We start from the raw sequence: 22,486 nt of genomic DNA, 5'->3' as shown, positions 1-22,486 counted from the left end.
TATCGCGGTCTGCGGACCGCGGATGGGTACTGTGGCATGGCCATGAAGCTGCGTCCCAGCCGTCCCGTCGGCCAATATCTCGTCTCGCTCGCCGAACAGGTCAGGGCAACCTGGGCGGCCGGAAGTCTTCCGCCGGATCTTCGTGTGACGGGCGTGACCCTGCGCGGTCAGGACGCCCGGCCGGGTGACCTGTTCGCCGCATTGCCGGGCTCGGCGGTGCACGGGGCGCGCTACGCGGCCGACGCGGTCGCCGCCGGCGCAGTGGCGGTGCTCACCGATCAGGCCGGCGCCGTTGACCTCGGCGGGCTAGACGTGCCGATCCTGCTCCATCCCGATCCTCGCTCGGTGCTCGGTGAGGTGGCTGCCGAGGTGTACGGCCGGCCGTCGGAGCGGCTGACCGTGATCGGGGTGACCGGCACCTCGGGCAAGACGACGACCACGTATCTGGTGGAGGCCGGGCTGCGCGCTGCGGGCCGGGTGGCCGGGCTGATCGGGACGGTCGGGGTGCGTATCGACGGTCGTGACGTGCCGAGTTCGCTGACGACGCCCGAGGCGCCGGATCTGCAGGCGCTGTTGGCGGTGATGGTCGAAGGCGGTGTGGACACCGTGGTGATGGAGGTGTCCAGTCACGCGCTGACGTTGGGCCGGGTCGACGGGATCGCGTTCGCTCTGGGCGGTTTCACCAACCTCTCGCGCGACCACCTCGATTTCCATCCGACGATGGCCGACTACTTCGAGGCCAAGGCCCGGTTGTTCGATCCTCGCTCGCACAACCACGCCGCGGCTGCGGTGGTCTGCGTCGACGACGAGGCCGGCGCGGCGATGGCCCACCGGGCGGCGAAGGCTGTGACCGTCAGCGCCGCGGGCCGGCCCGCGGACTGGCAGGTCCGCGACGTCACGGCCGTCGGGGTGGGCGCCCAGGAGTTCAGCCTCGTCGACCCCACCGGGGCGTCGCACCGGATGCGGATCGGGTTGACCGGCGGATACAACGTGGCCAACGCGGCCCTGGCGATCGCGCTGCTGCACGGGGTCGGGGTGTTGCCCGAACGGGCCGCGGCAGGCCTGGCCACGGCGTCCGTCCCCGGCCGGCTGCAGCCGATCGACCGGGGACAGCCGTTTCTGGCGCTGGTGGACTACGCGCACAAGCCCGGCGCGCTGCAGGCGGTCCTGGAAACTCTGCGGGGACCTGGTCGGCGGATCGCGGTGGTGTTCGGAGCCGGCGGCAACCGGGACACGGGCAAGCGCGGGCCGATGGGACGGGTCGCCGCGGAGCTGGCCGACCTCGTCGTCGTCACCGACGACAACCCCCGCGATGAGGATCCCGCGCTGATCCGGGCGGCGATCGTGGCCGGCGCCGTTGACGCTCCGTCGGGCGCCGAGGTGGTGGAGGTGGCCGACCGGCGCGCCGCGATCGAGCACGCGGTGGCCTGGGCCGGGTCCGGTGACATCGTGTTGATCGCCGGAAAAGGCCACGAGAGCGGGCAGACCGCCGGTGGTCAGACGCGACCATTCGATGATCGCGACGAGCTCGCGGCGGCGTTGGACGCACTTGAGACAGGGGAGACGGGCACGTGATCGAGATGACCATCGCCAGGATCGCCGAGATCGTCGGCGGCGAACTGGTCGACATCACCGCGGAACAGGCGGCGGTCACCCGGGTCACCGGCACGGTCGAGTTCGACTCGCGAGCGATCGGCCCCGGTGGGTTGTTCCTGGCGTTGCCCGGGGCGCGTTCCGACGGGCACGACTTCGCCGCCGCGGCGGTGGCCGCCGGCGCCGTCGTGGTGCTGGCCGCCCGCCCGGTCGGGGTGCCGGCAATCATCGTGAAGAAGCCCAGCGCACCTGGCCCCGCGGAAGTCGACGCCTCTTCGGGCGCTTTGGAATTCGACACCGACGGCTCCGGTGCCGCGGTGTTGGCCGCGCTGGCCAAGCTGGCCGCGGCGGTGGCCGCCGAGCTGGTGGCCGGGGGGTTGAGGATCATCGGCGTGACGGGGTCCTCGGGGAAGACCTCGACCAAGGATCTGCTGGCTGCGGTGCTGGCCCCGCTCGGTGAGGTGATCGCGCCGCCGGGCTCGTTCAACAACGAGCTCGGGCATCCCTGGACGGTGCTGCGGGCCACGCCCGAGACCGATTACCTGATCCTGGAGATGTCGGCCCGCCATCCGGGCAACATCGCCGCGCTGGCTGCGATCGCGCCACCGCAGATCGCGGTGGCGCTCAACGTGGGTACCGCGCACCTGGGTGAGTTCGGTTCACGTGAGGCCATCGCCAGGACGAAATCCGAGTTGCCGCAAGCGGTCCCGGCCTCGGGTGTGGTCATCCTCAACGTGGATGACTCCGCGGTGGCGGCGATGACGGAGGTGACCGAGGCCCGCGTGGTGCGGGTCTCGCGTGAGCCCGGTTCACAGGTCGATGTCTGGGCCGGCCCGGTCACCCTCGACGAGTTGGCCCGGCCGCGGTTCACACTGCACGCGGGCGGGGACGAAACCCAGGTGGCCCTCGCGGTGCACGGTGACCACCAGGTCGCCAACGCATTGTGTGCGGCCGCCGTCGCGCTGCAGTGCGGCGCCGGGCTGGAGCAGGTGGCCACGTCGCTGGCGGGTGCGGGACCGGTCTCCCGACATCGCATGCAAGTCGCCACCCGCGCCGACGGGGTGACGGTGATCAACGACGCCTACAACGCCAACCCGGATTCGATGCGTGCCGGGCTCAAGGCGTTGGCCTGGATGGCCCGGCAGAACTCCGGGGACGCCGGCGGGAAGCGGCGCAGCTGGGCAGTGCTCGGCGAAATGGCCGAACTCGGTGACGACGCGATTACCGAGCACGACGCCATCGGTCGGTTCGCCGTGCGCTTAGATGTGTCTCGGTTAATCGTCGTCGGAACCGGGAGGACTATGAACGCCATGCACCACGGCGCGGTGATGGAGGGTTCGTGGGGATCTGAGTCCACGATGGTCGAGGACGCCGACGCCGCACTGGTCCTGCTGCGGGCCGAGTTGCAGCCCGGGGACGTGGTGTTGGTGAAGGCCTCCAATTCCGTGGGGTTGGGTCCGCTCGCCGATGCGCTGGTTTCTGGTCACGATCGGAACGGCGACCGATGAAGCTCATCCTGATCGCCGTCGGCATCGCGCTGACGGTGTCGATCCTGCTGACCCCCGCGCTCATCCGGTTGTTCACCAAGCGCGGGCTGGGTCATGAGATCCGGGAGGACGGTCCGGCCAGCCACGCCAAGAAGCGTGGTACCCCGTCGATGGGCGGGGTGGCGATCGTGGCCGGCATCTGGGCGGCGTACCTGGGCACTCATCTGGTCGGCGTCGCATTGGGTGGGGAGGGTCCGTCGGCTTCCGGGCTGCTGGTGCTGGGCCTGGCCACGATGCTCGGCCTGGTCGGATTCATCGACGACCTGATCAAGCTGCGGCGCTCGCGCAATCTCGGGTTGAACAAGACCGCCAAGACCGTCGGTCAGTTGACCGCTGCGGTGCTGTTCGGTGTGCTGGTCCTGCAGTTCCGCAACGGCGACGGTCTGACCCCGGGCAGCCCCGAGTTGTCCTATGTCCGCGAGATCGCCACCGTCACTTTGGCTTCCTGGGTGTTCGTGGTGTTCTGCGTGGTGATCGTCAGCGCCTGGTCCAACGCGGTGAACTTCACCGACGGCCTGGATGGGCTGGCGGCCGGCGCGATGGCGATGGTGTGCGCGGCCTATGTGTTGATCACGTTCTGGCAGTACCGCAACGCCTGCGCCACTGCGCCCGGCCTGGGCTGCTACAACGTGCGGGACCCGCTGGACCTGGCGATCATCGCCGCCGCCACGGCGGGGGCGTGTATCGGCTTTCTGTGGTGGAACGCCGCGCCGGCCAAGATCTTCATGGGCGACACCGGCTCGCTGGCCCTGGGCGGCATCATCGCCGGCCTGTCGGTGACCAGCCGCACCGAGATCCTGGCCGTGGTCCTGGGTGCGTTGTTCGTCGCCGAGGTGACCTCGGTGGTGGTGCAGATCCTGGCTTTCCGCACCACGGGCCGCCGGGTGTTCCGGATGGCGCCGTTCCATCACCATTTCGAGTTGGTGGGTTGGGCCGAGACCACGGTGATCATCCGGTTCTGGCTGCTGACGGCGATCGCCTGCGGTCTGGGTGTGGCCTTGTTCTACAGCGAGTGGCTCACCGCTGTCGGGGCCTGACGTGCCCGCCGGTGAGCTGTCGCTGCTGACACCGGACGCACCGGTGTTGGTCACCGGTGCCGGGGTGACCGGCCGTGCCGTGCTCGCGGCCCTGGCGCCGCTGGGCGTGGCGGCCACGCTGTGTGATGACAACGCCGAGACGCTGCGGTCGTACGCCGCGGAGGGCGCCGCGGTCATCGAACCTGCCGGTGCGATCGCGGCCATCGCCGATTACGCGCTGGTGGTGACGAGCCCGGGATTCCCGCCCTCGGCCCCCGTGCTGGCCGCGGCCGCGTCGGCCGGGGTGCCGATCTGGGGGGACGTGGAACTGGCCTGGCGTTTGGACGCGGCGGGCCGCTATGGACCGCCGCGACGCTGGCTGGTGGTCACAGGCACCAACGGCAAGACCACCACCACCTCGATGCTGCACGAGATGCTGTTGGCCGATGGGCGACGAAGCCTGTTGTGCGGCAACATCGGTGACCCGGTGCTGGCCGTGCTGGACCAGCCTGCCGACCACCTCGCGGTCGAGCTGTCCAGTTTCCAGCTGCACTGGGCGCCGTCGCTGCGACCGGAGGCCGGTGCGGTGCTCAATGTCGCCGAGGACCACCTGGACTGGCACGGTTCGATGGCGGCCTATGCCGCGGACAAGTCCCGGGCGTTGGCCGGGCGGGTGGCAGTGGCGGGTCTCGACGACCCGGTGGCGGCCGGACTGTTGCCTGCCGCCGGGGCATCGGTGCGGGTCGGGTTCCGGTTGGGTGAGCCGGCGCCCGGTGAGCTGGGGGTGCGCGCCGGCAAGCTCGTCGACCGTGCGTTCGGTGACGATGTCGAGTTGGCGGACGCCGCGACGATCCCGGTGGGGGGCCCGGTCGGGGTGCTCGACGCGTTGGCTGCCTCCGCGCTGGCCCGTGCGGTCGGGGTGACGCCGGGGTCCATCGCGGCCGCCTTGGCGTCCTTCCGGGTCGGCAGACACCGCGCCGAGCCGGTCGGGGAGGTCGACGGGGTGCGTTTCGTCGACGATTCCAAGGCCACCAACCCGCATGCCGCGCAGGCCTCGATCACCGCTTTCGAGCGGGTGGTCTGGATCGCCGGGGGATTGCTGAAAGGCGCATCGGTCGACGAGTTGGTCCGTGCGGTGGCGAATCGGCTGGTCGGAGTCGTGTTGATCGGTCGGGACCGGCACCTGGTTGCCGATGCGTTATCGCGACACGCCCCGGATGTCCCCGTCGTCGAGGTTGTGACGGGGGAGGATTCTGGGGTGCTTGAGACAAATGAGTCCCTTGGTGATCATGTGACTCGTGTGATCGAAGTCGGCGACCGGTCGGTCTCCGATGCGGTCATGGCGGCGGTCGTCGATGCTGCCCGCGGGCTGGCCGGCTCGGGTGACACCGTTTTGCTGGCCCCAGCGGGCGCGTCCTTCGATCAGTTCAGCGGCTACGGCCAGCGCGGCGATGCGTTCGCCGGTGCCGTGCGCGCCGCGATCGGCTAGCGAGGTGGTCAGCATCCTGGCCCGGTTGCGCCGCGGCAGCGATGACGCAACCGGCAAGGCCGCCGATTCCGCGGCAGCCGCCGGCGGCTCCGCCGAGTCCACCTCGACGGCGGCCGGCGCCCCACGCACCCGCTTCGGAGTCTGGCTGGGCCGGCCGATGACCTCGTTCCACCTGATCATCGCCGTCACCGCGTTGCTCACCACGCTCGGTCTGATCATGGTGCTCTCGGCCTCGGGGGTGTACTCCTACGACTTCGACGGCTCGCCCTGGGCGGTGTTCGGCCGGCAGGTGATGTGGACCGTCGTCGGATTGATCGCGTTCTACCTGGCCCTGCGGATCCCGGTGCGGACCCTGCGCCGGCTGGCCTTTCCGGGCTTCGCGTTCACGATCGTGCTGCTCGTGCTGGTGCTCATTCCCGGCATCGGCAAGGTGGCCAACGGGTCGCGCGGTTGGTTCGTCGTTGCCGGTTTCTCCATGCAGCCCTCGGAGCTGGCCAAGATCGCGTTCGCCATCTGGGGTGCGCATCTCCTGGCGGCCCGGCGCATGGAGCGGGCCTCGTTGCGCGAGATGCTGATCCCGCTGGTTCCCGCCGCGGTGATCGCGTTGGCATTGATCGTCGCCCAGCCCGACCTGGGGCAGACGGTGTCGCTGAGCATCATCCTGCTCGGCCTGCTCTGGTACGCCGGCCTGCCGCTGCGGGTGTTCCTGTCCTCGCTGGCGGCGGCGGTCCTGGCCGCCGGCGTGCTGGCGGTTTCCGCCGGTTATCGGTCCGACCGGGTGCAATCCTGGCTGGATCCGGGGGCAGACTCTCAGGGCATCGGTTATCAGTCCCGGCAGGCCCGGTTCGCGCTGGCCAACGGGGGCGTCTTCGGCGACGGGCTCGGTCAGGGCACGGCGAAGTGGAACTATCTGCCCAACGCGCACAACGACTTCATCTTCGCGATCATCGGCGAGGAGCTGGGCTTCATCGGCGCGGCGGGACTGCTGGCCCTGTTCGGCTTGTTCGCCTACACCGGGATGCGCATCGCCCGGCGTTCGGCCGATCCGTTCCTGCGCCTACTGGCCGCCACCACCACGCTGTGGGTGGTCGGCCAGATGTTCATCAACGTCGGTTATGTGGTGGGGCTGTTGCCGGTGACGGGGCTGCAGCTGCCGCTGATCTCGGCCGGCGGGTCCTCACAGGCCACAACGCTTTTGATGATGGGCCTGGTGACCAATGCCGCGCGGCACGAACCCGAGGCGGTGGCGGCACTGCGGGCCGGGCGCGATGATCGGATGAACCGGCTGCTGCGGTTGCCGCTCCCCGAGCCCTACGTCCCCACCCGGCTGGAGGTGGCTCGCAATCGCCTGCACGACCGCCGCAAGAAGCCCACGCGCAGCCCGGTCAAGCCCGGTACCAAACCGGCCCCCCAGAAAGCTGCCAAACAGGCTGCCAAGCAGGCCGGCAAGCGAGGCGCGGCCAAGCAACCGGCGGCCCGGCGGCGCGCCCCCCACGGTGCGGATCGCCGCGGTGGGCGGTCCGGACGGACCACCACCCAGCAGCCGGCCGGTACCGGAAGGTCGTCGGTCCGATATGGTGCAGGCCAGCGGAAACAGGGTCATCGGGCCCGGACTTTGGAAGGTCAGCGTTACGGGTGAGCCGGTTATCTGAGCCTCGGGGGCAGGAACGGAGCGACCGGGGGATATCCGTCGTACTCGCCGGCGGCGGTACGGCAGGTCACGTCGAGCCGGCGATGGCGGTGGCCGATGCGCTGCGTGAACTCGACCCGCAGGTGCGGATCACCGCCCTCGGCACGGCCCGGGGACTGGAGACCCGGCTGGTCCCGCAGCGCGGTTATGACCTGGAATTGATCACCCCGGTCCCGCTGCCGCGCAAGCCTTCGGGTGATCTGGTGCGGTTGCCGCTGCGGGTGCGTACCGCAATCCGCCAGACCCGCTCGGTACTCGCCGGTGTCCAGGCCGACGTGGTGATCGGGTTCGGCGGGTACGTGGCACTGCCGGCCTATCTGGCCGCGCGCGGCGGCTTCGGCCTGCGCGGGCGCCGCCGTGCCGTCCCGGTGGTGGTGCACGAGGCCAACGCCAGCGCGGGGCTGGCCAACCGGGTCGGTGCCGTCTCGGCGCGCCGGGTGCTCGCGGCGGTCCCCGATCCGGGACTGCGCAAGGTCGAGGTCGTCGGGGTGCCGGTGCGCGCCGCGATCACCTCACTGGACCGGGCGGCGTTGCGGGCCGAGGCCAGGGCGTTCTTCGGGTTCGCCCCCGACGCCAAGGTGCTGTTGGTGTTCGGTGGTTCTCAGGGGGCGCAGTCGATCAACCGCGCCGTCTCCTCGGCATCGAGAGCCCTTGCGGCTGCTGGTGTTTCGGTTCTGCATGCCCATGGGCCGAAGAACACCCTCGACCTGCCCGCCGCCGACGACGGCGCGCCGCCCTACGTCGCGGTGCCCTACCTGGATCGCATGGATCTGGCTTATGCCGCAGCGGACCTGGCGATCTGCCGGTCCGGGGCGATGACCGTGGCCGAGGTGACCGCCGTCGGACTGCCCGCGGTGTACGTCCCGCTGCCGATCGGCAACGGTGAGCAGCGGCTCAATGCGCTGCCCGTGGTGTCGGCCGGCGGCGGCGTCATCGTCGACGATGCCGACCTCACCGGTGAATACGTGGCCGATGCCGTCGCGGGCTTGATGACCGACGACGCACGCTTGGCCGCGATGACGGCAGCCGCGTCGTTGTCCGGCCATCCCGATGCCGCCCGACAGGTGGCGCAGGTCGCCCTCGACGTGGTCCGTGACCAACGAAAGAAGCTGCGGTGAACGCTAATTCACTTCCGGCCGAGTTGGAACGGGTGCACATGGTCGGAATCGGGGGAGCCGGGATGTCGGGCGTGGCCCGGATCCTGCTGGATCGCGGCGGTTTGGTCTCCGGATCGGACGCGAAGGAGTCACGCGGGGTGGTCGCGTTGCGGGCTCGTGGCGCCGAGATCCGGATCGGTCACGACGCGTCGTCACTGGATCTGCTGCCCGGTGGGCCGACCGCTGTCGTCACCACCCATGCGGCGATCCCCAAGACCAATCCCGAACTGGTCGAGGCCCGGCGCCGGGGAATCCCGGTGATCCTGCGACCGGTGGTGCTGGCCAAGCTCATGACCGGCTACACCACCTTGATGGTGACCGGCACCCACGGCAAGACCACCACCACGTCGATGCTCATCGTGGCGTTGCAGCACGCCGGTTTCGATCCGTCGTTCGCGGTCGGCGGGGAGTTGGGTGAGGCGGGCACCAACGCCCACCACGGCAGCGGGACGTGCTTCGTCGCCGAGGCCGACGAGAGTGACGGCTCGCTGCTGGAGTACACCCCGAATGTTGCGGTGGTCACCAACATCGAGGCCGATCATCTGGACTTCTTCGGCAGCGAGCAGGCCTACACCGAGATCTTCTCGGCGTTTGTCGACCGCATTGCACCCGGTGGTGCCCTGGTGGCGTGCACCGACGATCCGGGAGCCGCGGCTCTCGCCGAACACACTGCCGCGCTGGGAATCCGGGTCTTGCGATATGGCAGCACCCCGGCCGATGATCTGGCCGGCACCCTCCTGAGTTGGGAACAGCAGGGGACCGGCGCGGTGGCCCACATCCAACTCGCCGGTGAGCCGCATCCGCGGGCGATCCGCCTGGCGGTGCCGGGACGGCACATGGCGCTCAATGCGCTGGCCGCATTGTTGGCCGCCGTCGAGGTGGGCGCGTCGGCGGAAACCGTGCTCGACGGTCTGGCCGAATTCGAAGGTGTACGAAGGCGTTTCGAGCTCGTTGGCTCGACGTCCGGCGTCCGGGTCTTCGATGACTACGCGCACCATCCCACCGAGGTGCGGGCCACGCTCGAGGCGGCCCGCACCGTCGTCGAGCCGACCGGTGGCCGCGTCCTCGTCGCGTTCCAGCCGCATCTGTATTCGCGCACAGCGACTTTCGCGTCCGAATTCGGCGCGGCGCTCAGCGCCGCCGACGAGGTCTTCGTCCTCGACGTCTACGGTGCGCGTGAGCAGCCGCTGCCCGGCATCAGTGGGGCCACGGTCGCCGAGCATGTCACCTCGACAGTCACCTACGTGCCCGATTTCTCTGCGGTGGCCGCGGCGGTGGCGGCCGCGGCCCGTTCCGGGGACGTGGTGCTCACCATGGGGGCCGGTGATGTCACCATGCTGGGCCAGGAGATCCTGACCGAGCTCGGAATCAAGGCCAACCGCAGTGCCCCGGGCCGTTCGCCCTCAGGATCGCCGTGACGGAGCCGGGTCCTGACGGTGCCGATGAGGTGACCGAGGTTCCCGACGAGGCGGGCACTGCGCCGCCCGCGGCTGGGCCTGATTCGCCGCCCGCGGCGGAGTCTGATTCGCCTGCGGCTGAATCTGATTCGCCTGAGGCTGAATCTGATTCGCCTGAGGTCGGGTCTGATTCGCCCGAGGTGGAAGCCGACTTCGAGGGGCCTCGCCGCCGCGCCCGCCGCGAGCGCGCCGAGCGCCGAGCGGCGCGGGACCGCGCGATGGCCATCGAGCAGGCTCGCCGGGAGGCCAAGCGTCGGATCGGTCAATCGGCGGATGCGCCGAACACGGTGGCGCGCAGCACTGTTCGCGGTCTCAAGGTGCTGCTGTGGTCGGCGTTGACGAGCGTGGTGGCGGTGGCGCTGGGCCTGGTGCTGTATTTCACGCCGGTGATGTCGGCTCGCACTGTGGCGGTCACCGGTGCGGCTGCGGTGCCCACCGAGCAGGTGTTGGCGGCTGCGGCGGTGGCACCGGGCACGCCGCTGCTGCAGATCGACACGGATGCGGTTGCCGAGCGGGTGGCCGCCATCCGGCGGATCGCCACGGCGCGGGTGCAGCGGGAGTACCCCTCGACGCTGCGGATCACCGTGGTCGAGCGGGTGCCGGTGGTGGTCAAGGACTATCCCGACGGGCCGCATCTGTTCGACCGCGACGGCGTCGACTTCGCCACCGAGCCGCCTCCGCCCACGCTGCCGTATCTGGATACCGACCATCCCGGCCCCAAGGATCCCGCCACCAAGGCAGCGCTCGAGGTGATGCTGGCCTTGCCTCCGGATGTGGTCGCCCAGGTCGGCCGGATCGCCGCGCCGTCCGTCGCCTCGATCGCGTTGACACTCACCGATGGACGGGTCGTGGTGTGGGGGACCAACGACCGGACCGAGGAGAAGGCGCTCAAGCTGGCCGCCCTGCTGACCCAGCCTGGCCACACGTACGACGTCTCCAGCCCGGATCTGCCCACGGTGAAGTGACCCGCCCGCGAGGAGCAATCGGGCCTTCGGCATAAATTGCCGCGCGGCGCGTCGGCGCGCCTGCCGCGATCGATGACGTCGGCCCCCTACCGTTCTGTTTGCGCGGAACTACTTGACATAACTCTAAGCCTATGGTTGAGGTTGAGGGTTTGCTCGGGAGGATTCGGCGTCAGGAGCACTGAGAACACCCGACTTGGGAGGAAGACAACGATGACCCCCCCGCATAACTACCTCGCGGTAATCAAGGTGGTTGGTATCGGCGGCGGCGGTGTCAACGCCGTCAACCGGATGATCGAACAGGGCCTCAAAGGCGTCGAGTTCATCGCGATCAACACCGACGCGCAGGCACTGTTGATGAGCGACGCCGACGTCAAGCTCGACGTCGGTCGGGACTCCACCCGCGGACTCGGCGCCGGAGCGGACCCCGAGGTGGGCCGTAAGGCGGCCGAGGACGCCAAGGACGACATCGAGGAACTGCTGCGCGGCGCCGACATGGTGTTCGTCACCGCCGGCGAGGGCGGCGGCACCGGAACCGGCGGCGCGCCGGTGGTGGCGTCGATCGCCCGCAAGCTCGGTGCCCTCACCGTCGGTGTGGTGACCCGGCCGTTCTCGTTCGAGGGCAAGCGCCGGAGCAACCAGGCCGAGAACGGCATCCAGACCCTGCGCGAGAGCTGCGACACGCTCATCGTGATCCCCAACGACCGGCTGCTGCAGATGGGTGACGCCGCGGTGTCGTTGATGGATGCCTTCCGCAGCGCCGACGAGGTGCTGCTCAACGGTGTCCAGGGCATCACCGACCTGATCACCACCCCGGGCCTGATCAACGTCGACTTCGCCGACGTCAAGGGCGTCATGAGCGGAGCGGGCACCGCGCTGATGGGCATCGGCTCGGCCCGCGGTGACGGCCGTGCGCTCAAGGCCGCCGAGATCGCGATCAACTCGCCGCTGCTGGAAGCCTCGATGGAGGGCGCCCAGGGTGTGCTGCTGTCGGTGGCCGGCGGTAGTGACCTCGGCCTGTTCGAGATCAACGAGGCCGCCTCGCTCGTGCAGGATTCTGCGCACCCCGAGGCCAACATCATCTTCGGAACGGTGATCGACGACTCGCTGGGCGACGAAGTGCGGGTCACGGTCATCGCGGCCGGCTTCGACAGCGCCGGGCCCAGCCGCAAGCCGGTGGTCAGCCCGAGTGCGGCGCAGACCCAGCCGATCGCGACGGCGCGCGCGGGCAAGGTGACCACGTCACTGTTCGAGCCGACGGACGCGGCGAGCGTGCCGGCCCACACCAATGGCGCCACCGTCAGCGTCGGCGGCGACGGCGACGGCGGGATCTCCGACGACGATGTCGACGTGCCGCCGTTCATGCGGCACTGACCCGGCCCTGACGGACGGTTCGGATACTGGAATCGTGAGTGTGCGCATTCGCCGGGTGACCACCACCCGGGCCGGAGGCGTCTCGGCGCCACCGTTCGATTCGTTCAACCTGGGCGATCACGTCGGCGACGCCCCGGCGGCCGTGGCCCAGAATCGGCGACGGTTGGCTGCCGCCGTCGGTGCCGACGCGCTGGTGTGGATGAATCAGGTGCACAGCGATCACGTCGTCACGGTGGACGGCCCGCGTGCGGGCGCAGTCGAAAATACCGATGCATTGGTGACGTCGCAGCCGGGTTTGGCTTTGGTGGTGGTGACCGCCGATTGCGTGCCGGTTTTAATGGGTGATGCCCGGGCCGGCGTGGTGGCCGCAGTTCATGCCGGCCGGGTCGGCGCGCAAAAGGGGATCGTCGCGCGCACGCTGGAGACGATGTTGGCCGCCGGCGCACATGTCGGGGATATCTCGGTGCTGCTCGGGCCGGCGGTCAGTGGCGCCAACTACGAGGTGCCCGAATCGATGGCCGCCGACGTCGAGGCGGCGCTGCCGGGCTCGCGCACCACCACCTCACGCGGTACCCCCGGGTTGGATCTGCGGGCCGGAATCGCCCGGCAGTTAACGGCTTTGGGGGTCACCGCGATCGACATCGATCCGAGGTGCACGGTCGCCGACCGCGCACTGTTCAGCCATCGCCGCGATGCCCCGACCGGACGGCTGGCGAGTGTGGTGTGGATGGAGCCGAGTCGGTGAACGGATCACAGAACGAAACCGGAGTGAGTCGCGAGTGAGCCCGAGATGAGTACCGTGCAGCGCGGGCGTGATGCCGATCGGACGGCCGAGTTGACCGCCGCGCTCGGTGCAACGCGGGCGCGTTTGGCGCGGGCGGCAGAATCGGTCGGACGAAATGTCAATGAAATTGAATTACTGCCGATTACAAAATACTTTCCGGCCTCCGATGTCATTATTCTCAATCAATTAGGGTGCCTGGCATTTGGTGAATCCCGCGAACAAGAGGCCGCCAATAAAGTTGCGGCGGTTCGCAAGGAATTGTCGGAAGCGCCGATTCGCTGGCACATGGTGGGCCGCATCCAGCGGAACAAGGCGCGGGCCGTCGCCGGCTGGGCGCACACCGCGCACTCGGTGGACAGCGTGCGTCTGCTGACCGCGTTGGACCGCGCGGCGGCCGAGGCGCTGTCGGCCGGCACGCGCGACGCACCGCTGCGGGTCTACATCCAGATCAGTCTCGACGGCGATACCGCCCGCGGCGGCATCGATGTGAACGACGGTGCGCTGGTGGACGAGATCTGTGGCTCAGCGAACGCTGCCGCGGGTCTGCAGTTCGTCGGGCTGATGGGTGTCCCGCCCTTGGAATCCGACCCTGACGACGCTTTTTCGCGGCTGGCAGCCGAGCGGGACCGGGTTCAGCGCGACTACCAGCATCGACTCGAACTGTCGGCAGGGATGTCCGGAGATCTCGAAACCGCGGTCAAACACGGATCTACGTGTGTGCGTGTCGGTACCGCGCTCATGGGGCAACGCCCGCTAACGTCACCGGAAGTAGTCACACCAGTCACATCTTCATCACAGACACCACCACCCCCATCGTCAGCAGAAGGGTCGCCGAGATGAGCACACTGCACAAGGTCAAGGCCTACTTCGGCATGGCGCCGATGGAGGACTACGACGACGAGTACTACGAGGACGACGAGCGCGGAGCTCCCCGCAGCTACGCCCGGCGGCCCCGTGACGAGCGCTTCGAGGAAGACGGCTACGGCTATGAGGCCCCCGAGTACGACGACGGCCCGGCCTACCGGGGCGGCTACCCGGGCGGTGGTTTCGCCGACGAACAGCGATTCGATGCCCGCATGCGCGGCCCCCGTGAATTCGACCGCCCGGCACCGCGTCTCGGTTCACTGGCCGGGTCCACCCGCGGTTCGCTCGCGATGGACCCGCGCCGGATGGCGGAGCTGTTCGAAGCGGGCAGCCCGCTGGCGAAGATCACCACACTGCGGCCGAAGGACTACAGCGAGGCGCGCACCATCGGTGAACGGTTCCGTGACGGCACGCCGGTGATCATGGACCTGGTCTCGATGGACAACGCCGATGCCAAGCGTCTGGTCGACTTCGCGGCCGGGCTGGCGTTCGCGCTGCGCGGCTCCTTCGACAAGGTGGCCACCAAGGTGTTCCTGCTGTCGCCCGCTGACGTCGACGTCAGCGCTGAGCAGCGACGCCGGATCGCCGAGGCCGGCTTCTACGCCTATCAGTAGGGCAGCGACGCCGCTGCGCCTTCCGGATGCCCAGTCACGGCCCGGTAGGCTGGCGGCGTCGCACTATCGGTTGACCGCGTCATCTGTGTGAGATGTGTCCGGCCTACGGCGACCTGTATCCAATGTCACACATCCTGCTGTAGTGAGGTCGGCTCAGTTGTCGCTGTTTTTCGAAATACTCGGTTTCGCGCTGTTCATCTTTTGGCTGCTGCTCATCGCACGCGTCGTCGTCGAGTTCATCCGTTCGTTCAGCCGCGACTGGCATCCCAAGGGTCTGACGGTCGTGGTGCTCGAGCTGATCATGACGGTCACCGACCCGCCCGTGAAACTGCTGCGACGGCTCATTCCCCAGCTCACGATAGGCGCGGTGCGCTTCGATCTGTCGATCATGGTGCTTCTGCTGGCAGCGTTCATCGGTATGCAGCTGGCGTTCAACGCCGCCATGTAGATCCGCAGAGATCCGTTGTGCAGGCCCTCGGTTTCAGCAGCTCCAGGCGTTTGCCGGACGCGCCGCAAATGCGTAAGAAGATTGAAATTCGTTCTTAAAAATAGGCCTCCACTGCAACCGCCGGGTCTGGTGTGACAGGATGGACGCCAGTTGCGTTCAAGCAAGGCTTTACACTTTTAGATCGGTTGACAGTCCAAGACTTCAAGGGGGCAGACAATGCCGCTCACACCAGCGGACGTCCATAACGTCGCGTTCAGCAAGCCGCCCATCGGCAAACGTGGCTACAACGAGGACGAGGTCGATGCCTTTCTCGATCTGGTTGAGAATGAACTGACTCGGCTGATCGAGGAGAACGCCGATCTCCGGCAGCGGGTGTCCGAGCTCGATTCGGAACTCGCCTCGGCACGTGCCGGCGGCGGCGCAGCGTCCAGCCAATCCATCCCGGTCTACGAGCCCGAGCCCGAGCCGACCCCGGCGCCCCAGCCCGTGTACGAGGCCCCACCGGCACCGGCCGCCCCCGCCGCGGCGCCGAGTGAGGACACCGCCGTGCGCGCGGCCCGCGTGCTCAGCCTGGCCCAGGACACCGCCGATCGTCTGACCTCCACGGCGAAGGCCGAGTCGGACAAGCTGCTCTCCGATGCCCGTGCCCAGGCCGACGCCATGGTCAGCGACGCCCGAAAGACCGCGGAGACCACGGTCTCGGAGGCGCGTCAGCGTGCCGACGCGATGCTGGCCGATGCGCAGACCCGGTCGGAAACCCAGCTGCGTCAGGCGCAGGAGAAGGCCGACGCCCTGCAGGCCGACGCCGAGCGCAAGCACTCCGAGATCATGGGCACGATCAACCAGCAGCGCACGGTCCTGGAAGGCCGTCTGGAGCAGCTGCGCACGTTCGAGCGTGAGTACCGCACGCGCCTGAAGACGTACCTGGAGTCTCAGCTCGAAGAGCTGGGCCAGCGCGGCTCGGCGGCACCGGTGGACTCCAGCGCCAACAACGACTCGGCCGGCGGTTTCAGCCAGTTCAACCGCGGTAACAACTGACCGGTCCGTCTGGCTTCTCGACACAGTCGTGAAGCGGCCCGATTCTCCGGGCCACCACACTTAGGGTTGAACGATGTTGATCATTGCGCTCGTGCTTGCCGTCATCGGCCTGGCTGCGCTGGTGACCGCGGTCGTCACCAGCAATGAGTTGATCGCCTGGGTCTGTATCGGTGCCAGCGTGATCGGCGTGTTGCTGCTGATCGTCGACGCCTTGCGCGAACGGTCTCGCGGCGCCAAGGCCGGCGATGAGGAATCCCCGTCAGACGCTGACGCGGGCGAGACCACCGAGTCGTTCGAAGCGGTCGAGGAGTCCCCGGAAGCCCGGGAGCCGATCGACTATCCCGAGGAAGAGTTGGTCGCCGAACCGGAATCGGATGTCGCGGTCGAGTCCGATGCCGCGGACGTGGACGTCGAGCCCGACGACTCGGTCGACAAGCGCAACAACTAGCCCTTCGCAGCTAGCCTTCATCGGGCTTCGTGGTGGGTTCGGCCAGTAGGCGGCAGACTTCCTCGTCGCTCACCTGGTGGAAGTCTGCGAACACCTGACCCACCGCTTCGAATCGGGGCGGAGTGCTGGTGCAGATCACCTCGTCGGCCTCGTTGCGCAGTTCCGTGCAAACCGTCGGCGGTCCGACGGGTACCGCGACGACGACTCGCCGGGCGGACCGTACCGCCCGCACGGCGGCCAGCATCGTGGCTCCGGTCGCGATGCCGTCGTCGACGAGGATGACCGTCCGGTTGGTCACGTCGGGCGCCGGACGTCCCTGGCGGTAGGCCTGCTCGCGCCGCTCGACCTCGGCGTTCTCGTGCCGGATCGTCTCGACGATGGTGTCCTCGTCGATGCCCAGGCGGTTCACCAGCGCCTCGTTGATCACCAGACCGCCCCCGGGCGCCACCGCGCCCATGGCCAGTTCCGGCCATTGCGGCACGCCCAGTTTGCGCACCACGAAGACGTCGAGGGGTGCGTGTAGAGAGGCAGCGACCTCCCAGGCGATCGGGACTCCGCCCCGGGCCAACCCGAGGACGAGCACGTCGGAACGGTCGCGATAGGACGTCAACTGCCCGGCCAGGACCCGGCCCGCCTCGCGGCGGTCCTGGTAGACGCGTTCTGCGTTGGCTCGCAGGCTCCAGGCGTTCATCGACTTCTGTGGCCGGTGGGGAGGAACTTGACCGGCTGACGCCAGCCTACGTCGGCGGCTCTCGCCGGACCACCCGGTTCAGGAAACCGCCGACCAGTGTGCGCACACGTGTGGCCGCGTCGTCGATGAGTTCTTTTGTCTGCAAACGCAATTCGTCATGGGTACGACCCATGCCGGCGGCTGAGCCGTCGCGATCGTTGGTCAACCAGGTTTCCAGCAGCGCGGAATCGAGTTCGGGGTGAAACTGCAGGGCGAGCGCCGTGCCCAGAGTGAAGGCCTGGGAAGCGTTCGCCGTCCGGGCAATCTCCGTCGCACCCGGGGGAAGTGTCCAGCGATCGAAATGCCACTGGAACCACAACCCACCGGGAATCAGTCCCTCGTCGTCGCTCGCCACGTCATACCAGCCGACCTCGGGTGCCGGCGATCGACTGACCGACCCGCCGAAGGCCTGCGCCACGAGCTGCCCGCCGAAACACACGCCGAGCACGCCGACCCCGGTCTCGACGGCCCGGCGGACCATTTCCATTTCGGCGCCGACCCAGCTGCCGCGCAAGGCCTCGTCGTACACCGGCCAGCGGGCACCCAAGGGAACGATCGCGTCATAGTCGGTCGGATCGGGGAAGGACACCTGGCCGACCGGGTCGTTCTCCTGATCGGCGACGACGACATCGAACGTGTCGATCTCGAACCCGTATTCGGTGAAGACGGGGTGCAGCATGGCTTCGGTGGCCGTGTGGTCGTTGCGCACAAACAGAACCCTCGGTGTCACGGGACCATTATTTCGCCGGCTCGGCGGGCGCGGATTTCAGGTCCAGTTTTTGGACCTTCACGCGACCAAGAACGCCATCGGCGGGCTCGCTGGACCGGTGATGCCGGGCATCGGTTTCCACGAGCCGCGACCCGGCAAGCTCGGATTTCGCAGTTTCCGGGTCAGCACCCGCAACGCCTCGGTGAGTTCGACGCGGTATCGATGACGAGATACCTACCCAGTCCTCTGCCAGTTATCTGGCCCGATAGCGCCGTTCCGGGCGGCCGGTGCCGTACTGGAGCCGTACCTGGAGGGCTCCCGTGCTCAGGTAGTACTCCAGATAGCGCCGCGCGCTGACCCGTGAAATACCCACCAGATCGGCACATTCGGTCGCCGACACCTCACCCGTGCGGCGCACGGCATCCATCACCAGACGCCCGGTTTCGGCACCCAGCCCTTTCGGCAGTGCGGGTGGGGGTGTACCTCCGAACAGCGCATCGATCGTCGCCTGGTCCGCACCGCCGGTGGCGGCGAGGGCGTCGGCGCGCGCGGCGAAGGCCAACAGCTTCACCCGCAGTTGGTCGAAGTCGAACGGCTTGACCAGGTAGTCGGCGGCCCCGCCGTCCAACGCCCCGCGGACCGTGTCGAGTTCGCGCGCCGCGGTCACCATGATCACCCCGGCGCGGTTGCCCTCGGTGCGTAGCCGTCGGAGCACATCCAGTCCGGTCATGTCGGGCAGGTAGACGTCGAGGAGGATCAGGTCGGGATGAAATTCGGCGGCGGCCGCCAGGGCCTCAGATCCGTTGCGCGCCACCGATACCGGCCGGAAGCCGTCGACACGTTCGACGAATCGGCGGTGGATGTCGGCCACCATGAAGTCGTCGTCGACGACCAATACGTCACGCATGGAGTCGCACCACGAACAGGGCGCCACCGTCCGGGGCGTCGGTGACCTCGACGTCACCGCCGTGCTGGGCGGTGACCAGACGCACCAGCGACAGTCCGATGCCGCGCCCCCCGGGGACCGGGGTCTTGGACGTGATGCCGCGGGAGAAGATGATCTCGCGAAGGTGTTCGGGCACACCGGGACCGGAGTCGGCAACGGCCAACAGCAGGCCGGCCGTATCGTCGATGCGCACGCTCACCTGTGCAGCCGGCGACCCGACCGATACGTCGACGGCATTGTCGATCAGGTTGCCCAGCACGGTGATCACGTCGGTGGCCAGGGCGGGCTCCAACACGCCGAGATGGCTGTCGGAGGCCAACGTCAGCGTGACCCCGTTCTCGGCGGCCAGCGAGGTCTTCGCGATCAGCAGTGCGGCGACCGCGGGATCGGAAACATGTTGTGTCACCGCTTCGTTGATCTCGGCGCGGCGGCGGGTCAAGGTGCCGACCAGCTCGTGCACGGCATCGAACTCGCCGAGTTGGACGAGACCGGAGATGGTGTGCAACTGATTCGAGAACTCGTGGGTCTGGGCCCGCAAGGTGTCGGTGACACTGCGGTGGGAGGACAGTTGTGCCTGGAGTGCGGCGAGCTCGGTGCTGTCGCGCATGGTGGTCACCGTACCGATGCGCTGCCCCTGGCTGCTTGCCGCACGCCGGTTCAGCGCCAGCACGCGGCTGCGCGTCGTGATCACCACGTCGCTGTCCTCGGAACGAATTGGCTCGTCGGACAACAGGAAAGCCACGACCGAAGGGTCGAGTTCCACGTCGTCGGCACGTTTGCCGACCGCCCCCGCATCGATATCCAGGAGGTCGCAGGCACTGTCGTTGACCACGGTGATCACCCCGTTGTTGTTCACTGCCACGACGCCCTCACGGATGCTGTGCAGCAGCGCTTCCCGATGATCGGCCAGGTTGGCGATCTCGGCGATGTCCAGGCCCCGGGTGTGGCGGCCGATCCGGCGCGACAACAGCCATGACACCAGCATTCCGAGCGCGGCGCCCAGCCCCAGATAGATCAGCAACCGTTCACCGGCGCCGCCCAACAGCTGCCAGGCCGACGGATAACGTTGGGTGACCGACACGATCGCCAGCACCTCGCCGTCCGGGCTCAGGATCGGAACCTGGCCCGCCAGGTGATGTACGCCGTCGATGTCGGTGTCACCGGACCAGCCGCGGCCTTCGTCGGCACGGCTGACGTCCAGGTTGAGGCGATGCCCGATCCGGGCCGGGTCCGAGGACACCCGCACCACTCCGGTCGGGTCGGTGATCTCGGCCAGGTCGGCACCCGAGAGCGCCACCGCCCGGTCGACTTCGGGCGCCAGTACCTGGGCGGCGAACGGATCGCCGTAGCGGTCGCGGACGACGGGGGTGGACGCCACATTTTCGGCGACGGCGATCATTCGCTGTCCGCGCACGTCGCGAAACTCGCGCGTGGACTGCGCCACGGACACGGCGGCCACTGCGATCAACACCACCGCGACAACGAGCAGCTGGAACACCAGGAAGCGTCCGGCCAGACTGCCCTGCGGCAGCAACTTGCGTGGCGACGGTGACCGCCCGACCTTTGAACGCCCGGCCTGTGTACTCAACGAACAAAACTTCCTTTGCGACCGAATGGGTGACCTGCGTCACGTCATGGGTCCAGTATTGCTGACCATGAGGTTTCGACGGCTAGGTGCCGCGCTGATGGTGGCCGTGGTCGCCCTGATGCTGGTGACGGCCTGCGGGGTGACCCGTGGTGACGAATCCCGGGGTCTGCACCGGCTGCGCATGATGGTGCCCAACAGTCCGGGTGGCGGGTACGACCTCACTGCCCGCACCGCGGTGAAGGTCATGGAGGACACCGATATCACCGGGCGCATCGAGGTGTTCAACGTCATCGGGGCCGGCGGCACTGTCGCGATGGCCCGGCTGATGAACGAAAAGGGCAACGACGACCTCATGATGATGATGGGTCTTGGGGTGGTGGGAGCGGTGTACACCAACGGGTCCAACGCGCGCGCCTCCGACGCCACCGCGCTGGCGAAGATGGTCGAGGAACAGGAAGGCATTCTGGTGCCAGGGGATTCGCCGTTCCGCACCATCGGCGATCTCATCTCGGCGTGGAAGGCCGATCCGGCCAAGGTCACGATCGGCGGTGGATCCTCGCCGGGTGGACCCGATCACCTGTTCCCGATGGAGACTGCGCGTGCGGTCGGGGTCGACCCGCGGCAGGTCAACTACATCACCTATGACGGCGGCGGCGACCTGTTGACGGCGTTGCTGGGCAAGAAGATCGCGGCGGGAACCACCGGCCTCGGCGAATTCGTCGACCAGATCGAGGCCGGCCAGGTCCGGGTGTTGGCGGTGTCGGGGAAAGAGCGGGTCGAGGGAATCGACGCTCCGACGCTCACCGAGGCCGGCGTCGACCTCACGTTCACCAACTGGCGTGGAATCCTTGCGCCACCGGGCATTTCCGGAGGCGCCAAGGCCGCCATGGTGCGCGCGCTGACCGAACTGCACGGCACCCAGCAGTGGCGTGACGCGCTGGTCAAGAACGGCTGGAGTGACGCGTTCAGCACCGGCGACGAGTTCGAACAATTCCTGCGGGATCAGGACAACCGCGTCTCCACCACGCTGAACGAATTGGGGTTGTTGTGAAGCTCGACAAGGCGCAGTATCTGGTCTGCGCGGTCCTGGTTGCCGTCGGCGGGTTCCTGATCTTTGACGCGCCGACCTTGACCGGCGGGTTCGCCAAGGTAGATCCGGTGGGGCCAAGGGCTTTCCCGCTGGGTATCGGGATCGTGCTGATCGTGCTGGCGGCCATCCTGGCTGTGGCGATCGGACGCGGATCGGTCGGTGAGGCCGACGCGGGGGAGGACGTGGACCCGGACATGCCAGGAGACTGGCGCACGGTGAGCCTACTGGTCGGGCTGTTCGTCCTGGTGATCGTCACGGTCAAACCACTGGGCTGGGCCATCACCGGGGCGTTGCTGTTCGCCGGGGCGGCAACGGTTCTCGGAAACCGGCACTACATCCGCAACCTGGTGATGGGTTCGGTGCTGTCGGTCGGCAGCTTCTATGCGTTCTACTCCGGGCTCGGAATCCCGCTGCCCGCAGGCATTCTCGACGGGATTCTGTAGATGGGTAACTTCGACTGGTTGTTGCAGGGGTTCGCCGAGGCCGCCACCCCGATGAATCTGCTGTACGCGGTGATCGGGGTACTGCTCGGCACCGCGGTGGGTGTGCTCCCGGGTATCGGGCCGGCCATGACGGTGGCGTTGCTGCTCCCGGTGACCTACAACGTCAGTCCCAGTGCGGCGTTCATCATGTTCGCCGGGATCTTCTACGGCGGGATGTACGGCGGCTCGACCACTTCGATCCTGCTGAACACTCCAGGGGAATCGTCGTCGGTGATCACCGCGATCGAGGGCAACAAGATGGCCAAGGCCGGCCGGGCCGCCCAGGCCCTGGCCACCGCGGCGATCGGCTCGTTCGTGGCCGGGGCGATCGGGACCGCGCTGCTGGCCGCGTTCGCCCCACCGATCTCGCGGTTCGCGGTCACCCTGGGCGCGCCGTCCTACCTGGCCATCATGCTGTTCGCCCTGGTCGCCGTGACCGCGGTGCTGGGTTCGTCCAAGC

23 protein-coding genes are annotated in these 22,486 nt (G+C 68.3%); 19 read left to right on the top strand and 4 right to left on the bottom strand.

Going from position 1 to position 22,486, the window contains the following annotated elements; translation table 11 throughout:
* Positions 1–36 precede the first annotated feature (36 nt).
* From A5740_RS04475 to A5740_RS04405, 15 genes are all read left to right on the top strand, one after another.
* The gene (locus A5740_RS04475; protein WP_076191833.1) at positions 37–1,575 is read left to right on the top strand and encodes a UDP-N-acetylmuramoyl-L-alanyl-D-glutamate--2,6-diaminopimelate ligase; all 1,539 of its coding nucleotides are present in this window, start codon (positions 37–39) and stop codon (positions 1,573–1,575) included.
* Entirely contained in the window at positions 1,572–3,101 is a 1,530-nt protein-coding gene (gene murF / locus A5740_RS04470; RefSeq protein ID WP_076191831.1) for a UDP-N-acetylmuramoyl-tripeptide--D-alanyl-D-alanine ligase, read from the top strand. The genes A5740_RS04475 and murF overlap by 4 nt, the downstream gene beginning before the upstream one ends.
* Entirely contained in the window at positions 3,098–4,177 is a 1,080-nt protein-coding gene (gene mraY, locus A5740_RS04465; protein ID WP_076191829.1) for a phospho-N-acetylmuramoyl-pentapeptide-transferase, read from the top strand. Before murF ends, mraY begins: the two co-directional genes overlap by 4 nt.
* Positions 4,164–5,645, top strand: coding sequence for a UDP-N-acetylmuramoyl-L-alanine--D-glutamate ligase (gene murD, locus A5740_RS04460; RefSeq protein ID WP_076192212.1), 1,482 nt, complete (start codon positions 4,164–4,166; stop codon positions 5,643–5,645). The genes mraY and murD overlap by 14 nt, the downstream gene beginning before the upstream one ends.
* A gap of 4 nt (positions 5,646–5,649) precedes the next feature.
* Complete coding sequence (ftsW, locus tag A5740_RS04455) at positions 5,650–7,284, top strand: putative lipid II flippase FtsW (protein WP_076192208.1); 1,635 nt, start codon at positions 5,650–5,652, stop codon at positions 7,282–7,284.
* Positions 7,281–8,453 (top strand): undecaprenyldiphospho-muramoylpentapeptide beta-N-acetylglucosaminyltransferase, encoded by a 1,173-nt coding sequence (murG, locus tag A5740_RS04450; protein ID WP_076191828.1) that lies wholly within the window; start codon positions 7,281–7,283, stop codon positions 8,451–8,453. Before ftsW ends, murG begins: the two co-directional genes overlap by 4 nt.
* A gap of 38 nt (positions 8,454–8,491) precedes the next feature.
* On the top strand, positions 8,492–9,910 hold the full coding sequence (gene murC / locus A5740_RS04445; RefSeq protein WP_371454720.1) for a UDP-N-acetylmuramate--L-alanine ligase: 1,419 nt from the start codon (positions 8,492–8,494) through the stop codon (positions 9,908–9,910).
* A gap of 29 nt (positions 9,911–9,939) precedes the next feature.
* A complete protein-coding gene (locus tag A5740_RS04440; RefSeq protein WP_076192210.1) occupies positions 9,940–10,914 on the top strand; it encodes a cell division protein FtsQ/DivIB in 975 nt (324 codons plus the stop codon).
* A 210-nt stretch (positions 10,915–11,124) separates the two neighbouring features.
* Positions 11,125–12,285: a cell division protein FtsZ gene (ftsZ, locus tag A5740_RS04435; RefSeq protein WP_076191825.1), complete on the top strand. Its 1,161-nt coding sequence runs from the start codon at positions 11,125–11,127 to the stop codon at positions 12,283–12,285.
* Between the two features lie 34 nt (positions 12,286–12,319).
* Complete coding sequence (pgeF, locus tag A5740_RS04430) at positions 12,320–13,030, top strand: peptidoglycan editing factor PgeF (protein WP_139334929.1); 711 nt, start codon at positions 12,320–12,322, stop codon at positions 13,028–13,030.
* A gap of 45 nt (positions 13,031–13,075) precedes the next feature.
* On the top strand, positions 13,076–13,909 hold the full coding sequence (locus A5740_RS04425; RefSeq protein ID WP_076191823.1) for a YggS family pyridoxal phosphate-dependent enzyme: 834 nt from the start codon (positions 13,076–13,078) through the stop codon (positions 13,907–13,909).
* Positions 13,906–14,547, top strand: a complete 642-nt coding sequence (locus A5740_RS04420) for a cell division protein SepF (RefSeq protein WP_076191821.1) — start codon at positions 13,906–13,908, stop codon at positions 14,545–14,547. Before A5740_RS04425 ends, A5740_RS04420 begins: the two co-directional genes overlap by 4 nt.
* 157 nt (positions 14,548–14,704) lie before the next feature.
* Complete coding sequence (locus A5740_RS04415; RefSeq protein WP_036449468.1) at positions 14,705–14,995, top strand: YggT family protein; 291 nt, start codon at positions 14,705–14,707, stop codon at positions 14,993–14,995.
* A gap of 216 nt (positions 14,996–15,211) precedes the next feature.
* Entirely contained in the window at positions 15,212–16,033 is an 822-nt protein-coding gene (locus A5740_RS04410) for a DivIVA domain-containing protein (protein ID WP_076191820.1), read from the top strand.
* Positions 16,034–16,106: 73 nt separating this feature from the next.
* Positions 16,107–16,481 carry a hypothetical protein gene (locus A5740_RS04405; protein WP_076191818.1) on the top strand — a complete coding sequence of 125 codons (375 nt, stop codon included), beginning with the start codon at positions 16,107–16,109 and terminating at the stop codon, positions 16,479–16,481.
* A 10-nt stretch (positions 16,482–16,491) separates the two neighbouring features.
* Here the strand turns inward: A5740_RS04405 and A5740_RS04400 are convergent, their stop codons facing one another.
* Positions 16,492–17,172 carry a phosphoribosyltransferase gene (locus tag A5740_RS04400; protein WP_076191816.1) on the bottom strand — a complete coding sequence of 227 codons (681 nt, stop codon included), beginning with the start codon at positions 17,170–17,172 and terminating at the stop codon, positions 16,492–16,494.
* Between the two features lie 46 nt (positions 17,173–17,218).
* On the bottom strand, positions 17,219–17,941 hold the full coding sequence (locus A5740_RS04395; protein ID WP_076191814.1) for a type 1 glutamine amidotransferase: 723 nt from the start codon (positions 17,939–17,941) through the stop codon (positions 17,219–17,221).
* A 49-nt stretch (positions 17,942–17,990) separates the two neighbouring features.
* Between A5740_RS04395 and A5740_RS28915 the strand changes: the two genes are divergently transcribed.
* Positions 17,991–18,146 (top strand): hypothetical protein, encoded by a 156-nt coding sequence (locus A5740_RS28915; protein ID WP_217696681.1) that lies wholly within the window; start codon positions 17,991–17,993, stop codon positions 18,144–18,146.
* Between the two features lie 27 nt (positions 18,147–18,173).
* Here A5740_RS28915 and A5740_RS04390 read toward each other — a convergent pair whose 3' ends face one another.
* Both A5740_RS04390 and A5740_RS04385 read right to left on the bottom strand, forming a co-directional pair.
* The gene (locus A5740_RS04390; protein ID WP_076191813.1) at positions 18,174–18,827 is read right to left on the bottom strand and encodes a response regulator; all 654 of its coding nucleotides are present in this window, start codon (positions 18,825–18,827) and stop codon (positions 18,174–18,176) included.
* On the bottom strand, positions 18,820–20,400 hold the full coding sequence (locus A5740_RS04385; protein ID WP_076191811.1) for an ATP-binding protein: 1,581 nt from the start codon (positions 20,398–20,400) through the stop codon (positions 18,820–18,822). Before A5740_RS04385 ends, A5740_RS04390 begins: the two co-directional genes overlap by 8 nt.
* A 121-nt stretch (positions 20,401–20,521) precedes the next feature.
* On the opposite strand from A5740_RS04385, the gene A5740_RS04380 reads away from it, so the two are divergent.
* The 3 genes from A5740_RS04380 to A5740_RS04370 form a co-directional block, all read left to right on the top strand.
* Positions 20,522–21,505 carry a tripartite tricarboxylate transporter substrate binding protein gene (locus tag A5740_RS04380; protein ID WP_076192204.1) on the top strand — a complete coding sequence of 328 codons (984 nt, stop codon included), beginning with the start codon at positions 20,522–20,524 and terminating at the stop codon, positions 21,503–21,505.
* Positions 21,490–21,987 (top strand): tripartite tricarboxylate transporter TctB family protein, encoded by a 498-nt coding sequence (locus A5740_RS04375; protein ID WP_076191809.1) that lies wholly within the window; start codon positions 21,490–21,492, stop codon positions 21,985–21,987. Before A5740_RS04380 ends, A5740_RS04375 begins: the two co-directional genes overlap by 16 nt.
* Positions 21,988–22,486, top strand: a 499-nt coding sequence (locus A5740_RS04370) for a tripartite tricarboxylate transporter permease (RefSeq protein WP_175616161.1), incomplete at its 3' end; no start/stop codon positions are given.

Origin of the sequence: Mycobacterium sp. GA-1841, assembly GCF_001954135.1 — a bacterium.
Lineage (GTDB): Bacteria > Actinomycetota > Actinomycetes > Mycobacteriales > Mycobacteriaceae > Mycobacterium.
This window is presented reverse-complemented; position numbering and strand designations above follow the sequence as displayed.